The following is a 14,573-nucleotide window of genomic DNA, read 5'->3' as shown; positions in this document are numbered from 1 at the left end:
ATTTCCCGCGGATTTCGCAGAAGAACGCAGAAATAGATCTGCGCAAATCAGCGTGATCAGCGGGAGACATTTTTTTGCCACATTTTGCATCAGAAAAAATTTGCGGGAGACTATATTTCCCGCGGATTACGCAGATTAACGCAGAAAGGGTTCCGCGCAAATCAGCGTGATCTGCGGGAGATTTTTTTTTCCCGCGACCTGCATCAAAAAAGATTAGCGGGAGATGTTTTTTTCCCGCGGATTACGCAGATTAACGCAGAAAGGGTTCCGCGCAAATCAGCGTGATCAGCGGGAGACATTTTTTCCTTGACGGTAAACGCTTTGGCAAATTTAACCAAGCAATTCCATGGATACTGATATAGAAATAAGTATAGTTGCTTTAAAAATACCCCGATCGGGGTATTTTTTTGGGAAACAAAAAAACCTATCTTTAAAACTTATAAGTTTAGTTTTAAAATAGCGGCATTATGAAAAAAATTAACGTACTTATTGTATTTCAGTTTCTAATTTGTATTGGATTAGTTAACGCACAGACGGATAAAGGGCGAATGTTGCTGGGAGCATCATCCGATTTGGGTTTAACTGGTGCTGGCCTTTTAGATATTGGCTATTCAAGTACTAAAAGCAAGCTTGATGGAGCCAGTTATGTAGAAGATAATTCTAGTAAAATTACGAACATAAGCCTACTACCAAAAATCGGGTATTTTGTAGCGGATAATCTCGCTCTTGGACTTGATTTTACTTTTGCATCTGCTAAAGCAAAAGGAGGTATTTCAAATTCTGAATCAACTTCAAGACTACTGAGTACAGGACCTTTTGCTAGGTATTACATTCCAACTGCTAAGGTGTTGCCTTTTGTCGAAGTAAATAGCTCTTTTGGAAGGAGGACAAATACGGTTAAATATAAAGACGATCCCAATTTGGAGGATTATAATGCTAAGACCAATATAAGTTCATTTGGAGGTGGGATTGGATTGGCAGTGCCTCTTGGTGAAAAAGTAGCCTTTGATATTCTTGCGGGATTTAATTCATTGACACTAAACAGAAAAAATCAAACCCCTCCTAATTTTCGGCAGGTAACCAACAGTTTGGGATTGAAGGTTGGATTTACCATGTTTCTTGGATCGGAATAAGCATAAAAAAAGCATAGAAGGTTTGATGTTCGTTTCAAATTTCGATTACAGTGACCGGAAACCTTCATCAACTTCCACCTGCGTTTTTCCCGCAGAACTTGTCCCGGCTTTTCGGGATAAACGCAGAAAAAGATCAGCGAAAATCTGCGGTATCTGCGGGAAAACATTTCACCAGCAGATTGCCCCGCCCAATTGTCATAAAATAAAAGATTTAAGTAGCTTTATGAGTCGAATCTGATCGTTTAACCCAATTTCACCATGACCACCCAAATATCAACCTCCAAAATAACACATTTCATGTCCCCTTTTTCTATCGACATTGAACCCATGTCCCGGTTGCTGTTGGTGAATTTTGAAAAGGATCCGGATACAGTTTATGTTGGTTTTGAGCCGCAGGTTTTCGATGACAATGAACACGGTAAGGGGCATTTGGTGATAGGGTGGCGAAAGGATGGGAAAGTGGATGTCTATCACGAACCAACGCTGACATTAAACGCTGACAAATATGATATAGTAGGCAAGGGATTGGAGAACTTGATAGCATGTGATTTTGAGGTCGCTTTTTTTGAAATAAATGAAGCGGGTGTGCAGGCTAACTATATGTTCAATGATCTGCAAAACAGAAAAGTCAGCATTAAAATCAGTGAGAAAAATTCAAAAAAGCGCAGACCCTTTGGTCTTTTGGCTCCGATGGGCAGCGTGGCTGAAAAGCCCTCCGCAATGCCCTTGGTAATGCTTCAAGACTTTTACTTTGTCCGCAGGTTACAAACCGATTTTGAGGTGTTCATTGACAACGTTCAGCATCAGCCGGATAAGCTTCCGGTACCTATGGATTGGACATCCATGTATTTTGCCCGCTACAGCCCAAAGCCGCTTATTGGCCGACTTAATCCGGAATTTGATGGATTAATTTTTCCTGTAGACGTAGATCAGGGAATTAAAACGCTTAATCAAGGGGACTATACGTTTGATTTTTCCTGGAAAAATGACAGCATAGCTATTCAAAAGATAAGTCGGGTAAACGACGTACATCCGGTATCCATAACCTTCGAAGACGCTTTTCCCGATATAGAATCCCTAGCAACCAATACAGCAAAACATGGGGAATTTACAATCGAAGCAGATCCATCTATAGGAACCCTACCTGGAGACTATTCCGTCGAAAACGCCAATGATACGATAAAAATTGAATTGCGTTTTGACGGTTGGAAACCAAGGCCTTCTAAGCTCTCCCTTTATTTTATATATGCCGTGGCAGGTGTTTTCAAAAAATGGCCGGCCACCTACGTTTGGACTGCTTTTATTAATAAAAGTGAGGATGGGAATTATTACATGAAGTCCAAATGGAAACGAATAAAAATTTAGGGAGGAATTTGTCATTACACTTAATAGTATAGTTAACGGTAAATATTTTCAGTACCGCATGGTATTTTGATTTGTATCTCAAGGCGGACTTATAAATTTGCATTCCCAACATAATGTAAAGTTGAAAGAAACTGGTTGACTAATGGAAAAACAAATACCTCTTCGCTTTTTCGCAATCACATTTTTATGGTCATGGCTATTGTGGTTTCCCTTTGTTCTGATTGGGTTGGGCGTTGTGCAAATGAACAATGATTTGCGACCCTATTTGACTATGGCGGCGATCATTTTGGGGGCCTTTGGTCCGGCCGTAGGTGCACTCTATTCCATTAAAACCCTGCAAGGAAAATCAGACGTCAAACCCTTTTTGAAGACCTTTCTTTCAATTAATTTTAGGTGGAAAACTTGGGTTTCCATTATCGGGGTCCTGGGGTTTGCAAACTTTTTAGCATGGTATCTTCCCGGATTTTTTGGTTATGAACGCTTGCCTATGCTCTTGCCAACAATTTTTGTTTTTCCGATATATTGGCTCTTAATGATCTTGTTTGGTGGTGGACAGGAGGAAATAGGGTGGCGGGGTTATATCATGCCATACTTGGAATCCAAATACGGACTGTGGTACGGGAATATTGTTCTTGGAATAGTTTGGGCATTGTGGCATGCTCCGTTGTGGTTTATTACCGATGCCTTTCAAACTTATATGCCTTTTTCAGCTTTTCTAATTGGCTGTATAGGGCTTTCCTTCTTTTTGTCCTGGGTCGTAAAATCATCAAACCACAAGCCCATGTCTGCGTTGGTTGCCCATGGCACATCCAATGCATTTATGCCAGTTTTCCCAAGTTTAGTTATGGCGACTGGTGTTTTTCAACTGCATTTTTGGATACTGGAAATTCTGATGCTGGGAATAGGCATAGTGACACTATTATCAATCAATAAACCTGTTGATTCTTGATTCGGATTATAAATTCAACCTTTCGACGATATAGTGTCCAGCACAATTCCTTTTATAAATGGGATTAAAATTGATGGCGGACTGACCATTGTCATGTTTTTAAACGTTTGAGCTCCCTAACTTTGAAGTCAAACTCCATTAGCATGAAAAACCTACTTTTTTTGATTCCGTTCCTTTTGTCTCAAAGCCTCGTTTTAGCGCAGGAAAATAAACGTACCCTACTATTAAATGCGGGAACGAATAATTCCTGGGAGCGGGATTTTGCGTATTCCCCACTGTTTTACAGTGGAAGTTCCGCCGGATTTACATTGGGGTATTCCAATATTGGAAATAGGAAAACAGATGAGGTTTACCTTCATCTAACCAACCATAACCTGCAAAACCGCTATGGTGCGGATATGCGGGGAACCCATGCCAGCATAATCACCTACACCTTCTATAAGGCCAATTGGCTGCCTGATAACTGGACCATTGGATGGTCGAATAACAATGCTCTGAGTTTAAGAAATTACGAGGATGCACAGAATTTCAGCCCAAGGTTTGATTTTCACACTTCATTTGGGCCGGCACTGCGTTATCAGACTTTTTTTGGCAAAAAACAACAGTGGCGGTTTTCCTCACAAGGACACCTGCAAGTAATAGGATTCGTCTTTTCCGCTTCTTATATAACCAGCCCCCCGGATCATTTTCTTCACGATCAGCCTACTTTCAACGCTTTTCTGCAGTCCATTCGCCTGTTTCAGCCCTTCCGCCAACACGATCTGGGAATACTCAATCAGCTTTTCTATCAATTGTCCAATGGAAATGAAATCGGAATAGGGTATCGCTTCCACTATACCTCTCTGGAAAGTGCCCATAGGTCCCAGCGATCTGCGGGACATTATTTTTTACAGTTAAATTTTCAGCTATGAGAAGTTACCGATATTTTATTTTGATCTCAATGGTGCTCATTAGCAGTTGTGAGTTTATTGCACAGCCAAGTGACCCGCAACAGCGGCCCAGTGAACTGTTTGAACACTTATGGACGGATATCTATAACAGATATACTTTTTTTGAAGAAAAACAAATAGACTGGCAATCAGTAAAGGAACAGTATCGTCCGACGATTCACGATGAATTAACCCCACATGAATTGTTTGACATTTTGGGCGACATGTTAGCCGAATTGGAGGACGGGCATGTAAACCTTAGGAGCACATTTAACCGCTCCCGAAATTGGAGCTGGTTCGAAGGCTTTCCGTTGTTCTATGATGAACAACTGATTAACGATAAGTACCTTGGTACCGACTACAGGATTATAGGGCCACTTCTTGCGCAAACCGTCCAGGGGATGCTGTATGTGAATTATAGGTCCTTTGAGCGCACGGTATCAAGTGAGCACATGGACGAAATTATCAGACTGATGCAGTTCCATGATGGACTGATCATTGATGTTAGAAGCAATGGGGGAGGCAGCTTGCAAAATGCACTCAATATAGCCAGCCGCCTAACAGATGAGGAAATTACCTATGCGAGGCAGCGGTTTAAAACCGGGCCGGGCAGAAATGATTTTACCCCATGGGCACCTTTAAAGATTAAACCCAAACCCGGTGACAAATACCTGGAAAAAGTTGCCGTACTTACCAACAGAAAATCATACAGTTCCACCACATTTTTTGCGCAAATGATGCGGACACTACCCCAAGCCCGATTGTTTGGTGACCAGACAGGGGGTGGGGGAGGCACTCCAGTTTTCGCTGAGCTTTCAAATGGCTGGACTTACCGCTTTTCCGGTAGTCAGACCATTGATTTGAATGAACACCACCTGGAGTTTGGCGTACAAGTAGATCAATTGTTGACTCACCCGATGGACCAGATCAGTGGGCTGGACCATTTTATTGAGGCGGCTATAGTTTGGTTGAAAGAGTAAATTAGGTTTTATGGCCAATTCCAATTTTTGGTGCCTTTTATCCCTCACAATACTATTTTGGATATTTGGTGTTATTCTCAGATAGGTACCAAAGGATTTCACGCTAAGCCAAAAACTGAGAACATTATGATCAAAAAAAGTAAAAAAACATGGAGGAATCTAAAGCGGAAGCGAAATGGCAGAAATATTTAAAATCTAAAACTAATTATTTGTTTAGAGTTTTTTTGATATTTTGCAAAAGAATAATATGATTCAATATGTAAACATCCTATTATAGTAATCTTTGTTTGTTAGGTTTTACAAAGGGATTTACAGCATATTTTACATAATCAAGAATAAAATAATAACTTAACTATTTAATTATGGGCATTTCCGTATTCCTTCCTATTTTGATTGGCCTTATTTATTTCGGCGTACTTGCCGGTATTTTTTACCTGATTTATAAATGGGTAACTAAATTTCTTACTTTGAAGCAGGAACATAATGACTTGTTACGGGAAATTATTCGAAAAATGGGAGATAAATAAGTTTGGACAAAAACCTCAATATTATTTAATTTAATGAATACAACATTTCTGCCGATTGTAGCCATGATAGGTAGGTATAATGTGAAAAGTTAAATCAATTAATTCTACAAGCATCTTGCTTTCGATCCAAAAAGACAGCTTTTCTGGATAGAGATTTTGGCGATAATTCCCTATATTTCCTATAATTTTTAAGAGAAAAACTATATTCACCCACTAAAAAAACTCACCTTATAATATGCTAATCCGATATTCCATTGTTCTGTCACTGTTGATCCTATGTCTCGCTTGTTCGTCCCGATCTAGTTCGGAGGAAAATTTAGGTACGTCCTATTTGGATTATTCAGATAGGGACGACCAGTTTGAAGGCGGCATTCGCATGATCCCCATCCAAACACCCAAGGGTACATTTAAGGTTTGGACCAAACGTGTGGGGAACAACCCCAGTATTAAGGTGCTGTTGCTTCATGGGGGGCCTGGCATGACCCATGAACTATACTCCAGCTTTGACGGATATTTTCCCGCGGAGGGTATCGAATACTATTATTACGACCAACTGGGTTCGTATTATTCAGATCAGCCGTCAGACAACGACCTGTGGACCATAGAGCGCTTTGTGGACGAGGTCGAACAAGTTAGATTGGCCCTGGGATTAAACCAAGATAATTTCTTCCTTTACGGACAGTCTTGGGGAGGGATTTTGGCAATGGAATATGCCCTTAAATACCAAGAGAATTTAAAAGGCCTAGTGATTTCCAATATGATGGCCAGTCTGGATGATTATGAAAAATATGCCAAGGAAGTACTCGGGCCGCAGATGCCGGGGGAAGTATTTGAAGAAATCATGGAGATTGAGGCGACCAATGATTTTGACAACCCCCGGTATGAAGAACTTCTGATGGAGCACCACTATCAATACCATGTTTTGAGAATGCCTCTGGACGAATGGCCGGAAGCGGTGGTTCGAAGCCTTACTCATCTAAACCCGGAAGTTTATGTGTATATGCAGGGACACAGTGAATTTGGCATAACCGCTGGGGCATCTTTAAAAGGTTGGGACCTGACCAAAGAGTTGCCCAAACTTACCGTTCCCACATTGGTCGTGGGTGCGGGTCATGACACCATGGATCCGAAACATATGGAATGGATGTCAACCCAAGTGAAAAACGGAAGGTTTTTGCTATGCCCAGACGGCAGCCATATGGTCCAGTACGATGATCAAAAGGTCTTTTTTAACGGGTTGATTCAGTTTATTAAAGACGTCGATTCGGGGAAGTTTTGAACATTTTAAATATTCCCAAGAATAGGAACTGGAATTGGGTTAAATTTTACAATATGATTACAAAAGATGAATTAGATAAGCTTTTGATAGAAATTGAAAAGGATCGAGTAGAGAAAACAATTTCTACAAATGATGCTAATAAATTTGGGGAGGCTATTTGTTCATTCTGTAATGATTTTCCTGGCCACAATAAACCAGGATATCTTATTGTTGGAGTTGATGATGATGGAAGCAGATGTGGCTTAAAGTCTGAAGAGAGAATTCTTCAGACGCTAATGGATTTTAGAACTGATGGAAGAATTGTCCCTCCACCTATAATTACCGTAACTGGATTTGATTATCCTGGTGGGTATGTTGCAGTAGCTGAGGTTCTGCCAAGTTTTCAACCTCCAGTGCGGTTCAAGGGAAAAGTTTGTATTAGAATTGGTCCAAGGAAAGGAATAGCTACCGATTTAGAAGAAAGGATTTTAAGCGAAAAGAGGAGTTCATTTGCTCATTCCTATGATACATTACCTTGTTACGGAAGCTCCCTGAATGACATAAGTATTGAAATTTTCAAGATAACTTATTTACCTTCGGCTATTGACGAGGAAACATTAAGTCAAAATAGTAGAGATATAAAGGAACAATTAGCGTCACTAAAATTTTATGATTTGAAGGCTAATTGTCCGACTAACGCTGCGATTTTAATGTTTGGGAACAATCCCCGATTTTTTATTCCCGGAGGGTATGTGCAATATGTAAAATTTACTGGCAATGATGAGGTCAGTGAGTTCGAGTATGAGAGAAAATTCGACGGAGATTTAACTACTCAGTTAAGAGTAATGGATGAGTTTATAAAATCTCAAATCGTTACCAAGGTGCTACATAACCTTGGAGAAGAACATCAGTATAATTTTCCCGCATCTGCAATCAAGGAATTGCTATTTTATTCAGTTATCCACCGTGATTATCAATCAAATGCACCCATAAAGTTTTATGAGTTCGATGATAGAATTGAAATATCCAATGCCGGAGGTCTCTTTGGCAAGGCACGGCCGGAAAACTTTCCAAGAGAGAATGATTACAGAAACCCAACAATAGCAGAAGCCGCTTATAATTTAGGATATGTTAATCGGTTTAACTTAGGAGTACAGCGGGCAAGTGCGGCGTTGATAAAAAACGGTAACCCTGAACCAAAATTCATTTTTGACCAGCCTACAAGTTTTTCAGTAATCATTTTTAAGAAGAAACCATGAAGACGATAGCATTCTTTAACAATAAAGGAGGTGTAGGCAAAACAACATTGGTTTATCATTTCTCATTTATGCTTGCAGAATTGGGTTATAGATGCCTGGCTGTAGACTTGGACCCACAAACGAACCTAACTTCAATGTTTTTGAGTGACGATCAACTCTCCGGCATATATGAAAATGAAAAGGAGCGTCCAACTATTTTGGAAGCTATAAAACCTTTGGATAGTGGTATTGGGGATATAAAGCAAGCCATGATACACCCCATAACCGATAATATAGGATTATTGGCAGGTGACCTAGAATTATCTATGTTCGAGGATAAACTCAGCGAAAATTGGGGTAAGTGTAACGATGGTGACGAAGCTGCTTTCCGGATTATTTCCTCTTTTTACCGAATAATTGACGAAGCAGGAAGAAAAATGGATGCAGATTTTTGTGTCATTGATATCGGTCCCAACTTCAGCGCAATTAACAGAGCGACTTTAATAGCTGCTGATTTTGTGGTGGTTCCAATGGCTGCTGATCTATTTTCCTTACAAGGACTTAAGAATATAGGAACTAGATTGGATAAATGGCGAAAGGAATGGAATAAAAGAAAAACTGAAAATCCAGCCTCTGATTTAAAATTGCCTAGTTCATCAATCACCCCTTTGGGGTATGTTATAATGCAGCATGGAATAAAAGAAAGTCGACCTGTAAAATCCTATTTGAAGTGGGCGAATAGAATTCCACGTGTATTTGTTGAAATGGTTTTAAAAGGCCATTTAGATAAGGATTTGACTGTTGAAGTGGATGAAAACTGTCTATCACTTTTGAAACATTACCATAGTCTTATACCCATGGCGATGGAATCGAAAAAGCCAATATTTTTTTTAAAGCCAGCTGATGGTGCAATAGGGGCCCATTTGAGTGCCGTCAAAAATGCCTATAGTGATTTTAAAAATCTGACTGAAAAAATCATAGCTAAAATCAAAGAGTACGAAAATCTCAAAAATTAAAAACAATAATTTTTTGAGATTCAAAAAAGCAACTTTCGACCCGTAAATAAGCAGCTATAGGAAGTTGTTCTTTAATCAATTTAAATTGAATTTTTCCGCACATTGTTGGGTTAAGATAAAGATAAGTTCTAATTTTGACTTAGTCTTGATAAAGATAAAACCCGCACCCATTGATACGTTCAGCAGCATTACTTCAACACGGAGAACAATCCATAATTGACCGAATTGAGGATTCACCGTACGCCATAAATTTTCTGGAAATCGGACTACTTCCCGGAAAGCACATCAGCGTTGTTCAAAAAGCACCATTTGGGGGACCTATTGCATTTCTGGTTGACGGTCATATGATTGCACTCAGGCGGACGGAGGCGGAGTTGATTAAAGTACAACCTATGAACCCCTAAGGAATGGAAATTATTTCCGCAAAACGGACCAAATCCATTGCGTTAATTGGCAACCCGAATGTTGGTAAATCCAGTATTTTTAACAAGCTGACCGGATTAAACCAAAAGATCGGCAATTATCCCGGTGTTACTGTTGACAAAAGTTCCGGTGTAATCAAGAAGGGATCAGCCGTATATGAGCTAGTTGACCTACCTGGGACCTACAGTCTATATCCCAATTCCGAAGATGAAATCATTGCCTATCGTGTCCTTACGGGATTAGATACGCCAAAACCGGATTTTGTGCTGGTAATTCTCGACGCCTGCAATCTGGAACGGAGTCTTTTGTTGGGTACCCAGGTTATGGATCTGGGAATTCCCATGGCCTTTTTGGTCAATATGAAGGACTTGGCTGAAGAAAATGGGATTCATATCAAAGTGGTGGAATTCTATAAGGCACTTGGAGTACCTTTAATCCTAACAGATGGTAGAAAAAGTGAAGGAATAGAAGCGATCCGGGAGCTTATTTTTCAGGAAAAATTCGAAATTGCCAAGCCATTTATAGCTGTAAGCGATTATATGCCGGAACCAATGATTACGGCGATTCGGGGGAAGTACGGCTTCGAAACGGATTATGAGGCTTTTCAACGGATGGTTTTTTCTACCTATAACGATCCTTCAAACAAAGGGGATAAAGCTTGGCTTTTGGAATTGGCGAAAGAGAGTGGCTTCGATACGCAACGTCAGCAACTGAAAGAGACGAACGGCCGATATGCGAAAATCAACCAGCTATTACAGAAGGGATTAAAAAAAGACAAACCTTTAGATAATAAGCTAACCCGCAGGTTAGACAAGATCCTCCTTCATCCCGTCTTGGGTTACACACTTTTTTTCGCGGTGATGCTTTTGATCTTTCAAGCTATCTTCGCCTGGGCAAGTGTACCCATGGATTTGATAGATGTCTTGTTTGCTGGAATGGGCTCATGGGTGTATGAGACTTTTCCATCGGGGGTTCTCACGGATTTGCTTGCGGAGGGGATTATTCCCGGAATTGGTGGGGTTGTTATCTTTATACCACAAATTGCCTTACTTTTCGGTTTCCTAGCTTTTTTGGAAGATACCGGGTACCTGTCTCGGGTTGTGTTTTTGATGGATAGGCTGATGCGCCCATTTGGACTTCACGGCAAGAGTGTTGTACCCCTTATCTCAGGACTGGCCTGTGCAATCCCTGGAGTGATGGCGGCAAGGACAATTCGGAATTCCAAAGAGCGGCTAATCACTATTTTAGTTACACCATGGATGAGTTGCTCCGCCCGACTTCCCGTCTATATTATCCTTATAGGCCTCACCGTACCGGATGAATTGTATTTTGGGATAAACCTACAAGCAATAGCTTTACTCAGTATGTATTTGTTGGGTACAATAGCTACCCTGATGGGAGCATTACTCTTAAGATTTATCCTAAAAACAAAAGAGAAAAGTTTCCTGCTTACTGACTTACCCATTTATAGACTGCCTCGTTGGAAGGCAGTGGCTTTAACCATGTATTCCAAATCAAAGATATTTGTGTTGGAAGCAGGAAAGGTGATTTTGGCTATATCTATTGTCTTATGGGTGTTGGCAAGCTATGGACCCTCAAATAGGATGGATGCCTTGGAAGAACAAATGGAATTGGAAATGGCCGCTGCCCCGGAATACCAGCAGACTGAAATAGAAGAACGCTACGCCTCCCAAAAACTGGAAAATTCCTATATCGGTATCCTTGGGAAAGCCATAGAACCGGCTATCAGGCCATTAGGTTACGACTGGAAAATCGGGATTGCCCTGATCACTTCTTTTGCTGCCCGGGAGGTGTTTGTAGGAACGATTGCCACCATTTACAGTATCGGTGGCGATGTGGAAAATGAACTGACAATTCGGGAAAAGCTCGATCAAGAAGTAGATCCAGAAACCGGCGAAAAGGTGTTTAACCAGGCTACCGGGTTTTCCCTTATGGTATTTTATGCCTTTGCTATGCAGTGCATGAGTACGCTGGCAGTTGTGTATCGGGAAACAAAAACCTGGAAATGGCCCATCATTCAAACCGTGGCCATGACTGTAATTGCCTATTTGGCTGCCTTTTTCACTTATCAAATTTTCTCCTGATATGTGGCAAGAAATCGTTGTTTTCACCTTATTTTTCGGCGTGTTGGCCTATTGGATCTACAATAGCTTTCTTCGAAAAAAGCCGCAGAAATCCGGCTCCTGCGGCTGTGACAAATGTGGGTAAAAACCCTTTTATTTCATTGTAAAAGACGAAACTTGCTTGTTCTTTACCGCTTCCTTTGAATAGGGCACCAGAAAGTAAGCATCCTCAGCCCAAATCGGAAAGAGATTGCCATAGAACGGACTTTCTATATCCCCTGACTGACCGGGATTATTGATCCCCAACGTTTTTTCCCAGTCGCCGGTATCCACTATTATTCTCAGTGAGGCTCCAGTGGTATTGTTATCCCCGTAAGCGTTTGCACCGGGAGTGAAGCTGTATCCTCCGCGGGGAATTGGGCCCAGGTCGGTTTTCTCCCGCCATTCTTCGGATATTGCGGCACTAAGTGGGTGTCGGATAAGGGCATGTTTGTAGTCGGGTTGTCCATACTGCCAGTTGTTCCAATCTGTGCCCAATTTTTTCTCCAGCTCCAGAATGGCCTCTTCCAGACTTTTTGCTAGAAATCCATCTTTACCTCCTTCACCAAAAATGGCAGGGTCGCCCTTCTTGATCCATTCAATGGTCTTGGTCATATTGAGTTCGGTCAGGTAAGGAGCTACTTCCTTCGGTATGACAATTTTGCCAAGGTTTTTCCGCAACGTGCGCTCCCACATCACATAGATACCAGCCTCAATCGAGTTTTTATCCAAGATGAAGTCCCAGGTCAAGAGCATGGATTGAGCCTTTTTACCTTTCCCATTTTGGATAGAAATGGAACTTAATTCGGCTATCAACTGCCTTGCAGGCAAGGAAAGGTAATCATTTTGGAGGTTTCCCATGTCGGCTAAATTGAGTTTTCTACCTGAACTCAGGACTTCCTTGATGCGGTCTCCCCGGAAAGCGTCCGCCCAGGTATAGCCAAGGGCTTCGGGAAACGGATAAGTGTTGTCTACCTGGTTTTCGTTAGCGGTGGCGAAAAAGCCATTCGGAGGGTTGAAACCATGGGGGCGTTCCAGCATAGGCTGATATCCCTCCCAATCCTGGCTACCGTCCCCCAGAGTAGCCACCAAACCGGAATACCCCTTTCTAATGGGGGCAATACCAGTTGCCTGCCAGCCAATATTTCCATTTTTATCCGCCCACACCATATTTTCGGCGGGGATATGATTGTAGCGGCAGGCCTCCCTAAACTCTTCCCATGTGGTGGCTTGCCCCATCCGAAGACTGGCGAGGTAGGGAGCGCCCCCCGGTTCTAGCCAGGCGCATTCGATGGCTACCGCTTTTTCAAGTTCTTCATCTATAAAAGTAATGGGGCCATGCACGGAATAGTAATGGGTTACAATTTCAGGTTCCCGGTTTTTGACTAAAATCGTATCTGAAATTGCTTTCATTTTAACCCATTCTCCTTTGTACTTATATTGTAGGGGGTCATCCGGGTGCAGGTCATAGATCCGCATATCCTCGTTATCTGTTTGAAAAATTGTTAATCCCCAGGCACCTATTTCGTTATGGCCGATGGAGATTCCCGGAATAGCAGGTTCTCCACCTCCCACAACATTCCAGCCTGGTGCATGCAAATGGACCCAATACCTGAGCGAAGGAACTGCCTGTAACCGATGGGGGTCGTTGGCCATTATGGGGAATCCACTTTCAGATAGATCCCCGCTGATTACCCAGTTGTTGCTTCCGATCGAAGATGCGTCGATGGTTTCCATAATTGTCCGTTCTTCCGCAATCTTTTTTATTTCCTTGTCAAAAGCTTCTTTTCTATTTCTATAGGCTTCCTTGATATCTTCTGGGCTGAAAGTGAGGGCAGATCTAAATGCATCATAGGGAGCGATGATGTCTTTGAAGAGCAGGTCTTTCGGTATGGACGGATGAATTTCCAAAGAGGGCTCAAAGGGGTGGAAATGATGGAGTTCTTTTGTCTTTTCCGCCCCGATTAGGGAAACAATTCTAGAGTAATTCAACTCCTGTTTTACATTTTGTAGCAATCCCTGATGCCTCGACACCACGATCTCCCAGCTCCAATAACCGGGCAAAATATCCAACATCTTAAACTCTACGGGTAGCAGTTCCGGTGAGTCAATAACCTCTTTGATGTAGGTATTGATACCGTCCACAAAGGCATCTACGATAAGCTCCCCGCGGGGATGATAATGGTTTAATTCAGTTTTTTTGTCACCTCTGAACTGAAAAAGACGCACTCCTTTGTCCCTTTCCAGTTCTTTTTCCCCAAGTATTTCCGCCAAAGTTCCCGTGGCTTGTCTCCTCCAAAGTTCAAATTGAAAAAGCCGATCCTTCGCTGCCAGATATCCCTGCGTAAAAAATAGATCCTGCTCGTTTTCCGCGTAGATATGGTTTACCCCGTTTTCATCCCGAATAACTTCGACTTGGTCAAGAAGTTGTGGATATTTAGATTCCTGAGGGCAGGAAAAAAGCAACATGATAGGTAATAAAAAGACAGCCAGTGAAATTTTTTTGATATAGCGGATTGTCATGAGTGGTTGATTGTGGAGTATAAATGTCGATTTTAAACTGGTCATGAAATTTTTTCTTGCACGTCCCAACTGGATATACCGCATAATTTATTTCAAAAAACCCTAAATT

The 14,573-nt window shown here is 41.6% G+C and carries 12 protein-coding genes; 11 read left to right on the top strand and 1 reads right to left on the bottom strand.

Translation table 11 applies throughout. The features are described from left to right. The first annotated feature begins 467 nt into the window (after window positions 1-467). The 11 genes from FQ608_RS19805 (at window position 468) to feoB (ending at window position 11,923) form a co-directional block, all read left to right on the top strand. On the top strand, window positions 468-1,133 hold the full coding sequence (locus FQ608_RS19805) for an outer membrane beta-barrel protein (protein WP_158860231.1): 666 nt from the start codon (window positions 468-470) through the stop codon (window positions 1,131-1,133). A gap of 297 nt (window positions 1,134-1,430) precedes the next feature. Then, window positions 1,431-2,498 (top strand): hypothetical protein, encoded by a 1,068-nt coding sequence (locus FQ608_RS19800; protein WP_158860230.1) that lies wholly within the window; start codon window positions 1,431-1,433, stop codon window positions 2,496-2,498. 142 nt (window positions 2,499-2,640) lie between these two features. Further along, window positions 2,641-3,447, top strand: coding sequence for a type II CAAX endopeptidase family protein (locus FQ608_RS19795; RefSeq protein WP_158860229.1), 807 nt, complete (start codon window positions 2,641-2,643; stop codon window positions 3,445-3,447). A gap of 143 nt (window positions 3,448-3,590) precedes the next feature. After that, window positions 3,591-4,358 (top strand): hypothetical protein, encoded by a 768-nt coding sequence (locus tag FQ608_RS19790; RefSeq protein WP_158860228.1) that lies wholly within the window; start codon window positions 3,591-3,593, stop codon window positions 4,356-4,358. Beyond that, window positions 4,355-5,356, top strand: coding sequence for a S41 family peptidase (locus tag FQ608_RS19785; RefSeq protein ID WP_158860227.1), 1,002 nt, complete (start codon window positions 4,355-4,357; stop codon window positions 5,354-5,356). Before FQ608_RS19790 ends, FQ608_RS19785 begins: the two co-directional genes overlap by 4 nt. A gap of 362 nt (window positions 5,357-5,718) precedes the next feature. Continuing rightward, window positions 5,719-5,883 carry a hypothetical protein gene (locus FQ608_RS27280; protein WP_199856422.1) on the top strand — a complete coding sequence of 55 codons (165 nt, stop codon included), beginning with the start codon at window positions 5,719-5,721 and terminating at the stop codon, window positions 5,881-5,883. Window positions 5,884-6,118: 235 nt separating this feature from the next. After that, window positions 6,119-7,162, top strand: a complete 1,044-nt coding sequence (locus tag FQ608_RS19780; protein ID WP_158860226.1) for a proline iminopeptidase-family hydrolase — start codon at window positions 6,119-6,121, stop codon at window positions 7,160-7,162. 53 nt (window positions 7,163-7,215) lie between these two features. Beyond that, window positions 7,216-8,400, top strand: a complete 1,185-nt coding sequence (locus tag FQ608_RS19775) for an ATP-binding protein (protein ID WP_158860225.1) — start codon at window positions 7,216-7,218, stop codon at window positions 8,398-8,400. Continuing rightward, on the top strand, window positions 8,397-9,395 hold the full coding sequence (locus tag FQ608_RS19770) for a ParA family protein (protein WP_158860224.1): 999 nt from the start codon (window positions 8,397-8,399) through the stop codon (window positions 9,393-9,395). The genes FQ608_RS19775 and FQ608_RS19770 overlap by 4 nt, the downstream gene beginning before the upstream one ends. A 170-nt stretch (window positions 9,396-9,565) precedes the next feature. Continuing rightward, window positions 9,566-9,799 (top strand): FeoA family protein, encoded by a 234-nt coding sequence (locus tag FQ608_RS19765; protein ID WP_234364286.1) that lies wholly within the window; start codon window positions 9,566-9,568, stop codon window positions 9,797-9,799. A gap of 3 nt (window positions 9,800-9,802) precedes the next feature. Beyond that, on the top strand, window positions 9,803-11,923 hold the full coding sequence (gene feoB / locus FQ608_RS19760) for a ferrous iron transport protein B (protein WP_158860223.1): 2,121 nt from the start codon (window positions 9,803-9,805) through the stop codon (window positions 11,921-11,923). Window positions 11,924-12,055: 132 nt separating this feature from the next. Here feoB and FQ608_RS19750 read toward each other — a convergent pair whose 3' ends face one another. Continuing rightward, window positions 12,056-14,464, bottom strand: a complete 2,409-nt coding sequence (locus tag FQ608_RS19750) for a penicillin acylase family protein (protein WP_158860221.1) — start codon at window positions 14,462-14,464, stop codon at window positions 12,056-12,058. Window positions 14,465-14,573 lie beyond the last annotated feature (109 nt).

Origin of the sequence: Lunatibacter salilacus (genome assembly GCF_009797935.1) — a bacterium.
In the GTDB taxonomy this organism is placed as follows: Bacteria; Bacteroidota; Bacteroidia; order Cytophagales; family Cyclobacteriaceae; genus Lunatibacter; species Lunatibacter salilacus.
This window is presented reverse-complemented; position numbering and strand designations above follow the sequence as displayed.

Bases quoted from the DNA above. Each gene is read 5' to 3' on its own strand.
- FQ608_RS19795 (WP_158860229.1), top strand. From the start codon at position 2,641: ATGGAAAAACAAATACCTCTTCGCTTTTTCGCAATCACATTTTTATGG.
- feoB (WP_158860223.1), top strand. From the start codon at position 9,803: ATGGAAATTATTTCCGCAAAACGGACCAAATCCATTGCGTTAATTGGC.
- FQ608_RS27280 (WP_199856422.1), top strand. From the start codon at position 5,719: ATGGGCATTTCCGTATTCCTTCCTATTTTGATTGGCCTTATTTATTTC.
- FQ608_RS19780 (WP_158860226.1), top strand. From the start codon at position 6,119: ATGCTAATCCGATATTCCATTGTTCTGTCACTGTTGATCCTATGTCTC.
- FQ608_RS19770 (WP_158860224.1), top strand. From the start codon at position 8,397: ATGAAGACGATAGCATTCTTTAACAATAAAGGAGGTGTAGGCAAAACA.
- FQ608_RS19775 (WP_158860225.1), top strand. From the start codon at position 7,216: ATGATTACAAAAGATGAATTAGATAAGCTTTTGATAGAAATTGAAAAG.
- FQ608_RS19750 (WP_158860221.1), bottom strand. From the start codon at position 14,464: ATGACAATCCGCTATATCAAAAAAATTTCACTGGCTGTCTTTTTATTA.
- FQ608_RS19805 (WP_158860231.1), top strand. From the start codon at position 468: ATGAAAAAAATTAACGTACTTATTGTATTTCAGTTTCTAATTTGTATT.
- FQ608_RS19785 (WP_158860227.1), top strand. From the start codon at position 4,355: ATGAGAAGTTACCGATATTTTATTTTGATCTCAATGGTGCTCATTAGC.
- FQ608_RS19790 (WP_158860228.1), top strand. From the start codon at position 3,591: ATGAAAAACCTACTTTTTTTGATTCCGTTCCTTTTGTCTCAAAGCCTC.
- FQ608_RS19800 (WP_158860230.1), top strand. From the start codon at position 1,431: ATGTCCCCTTTTTCTATCGACATTGAACCCATGTCCCGGTTGCTGTTG.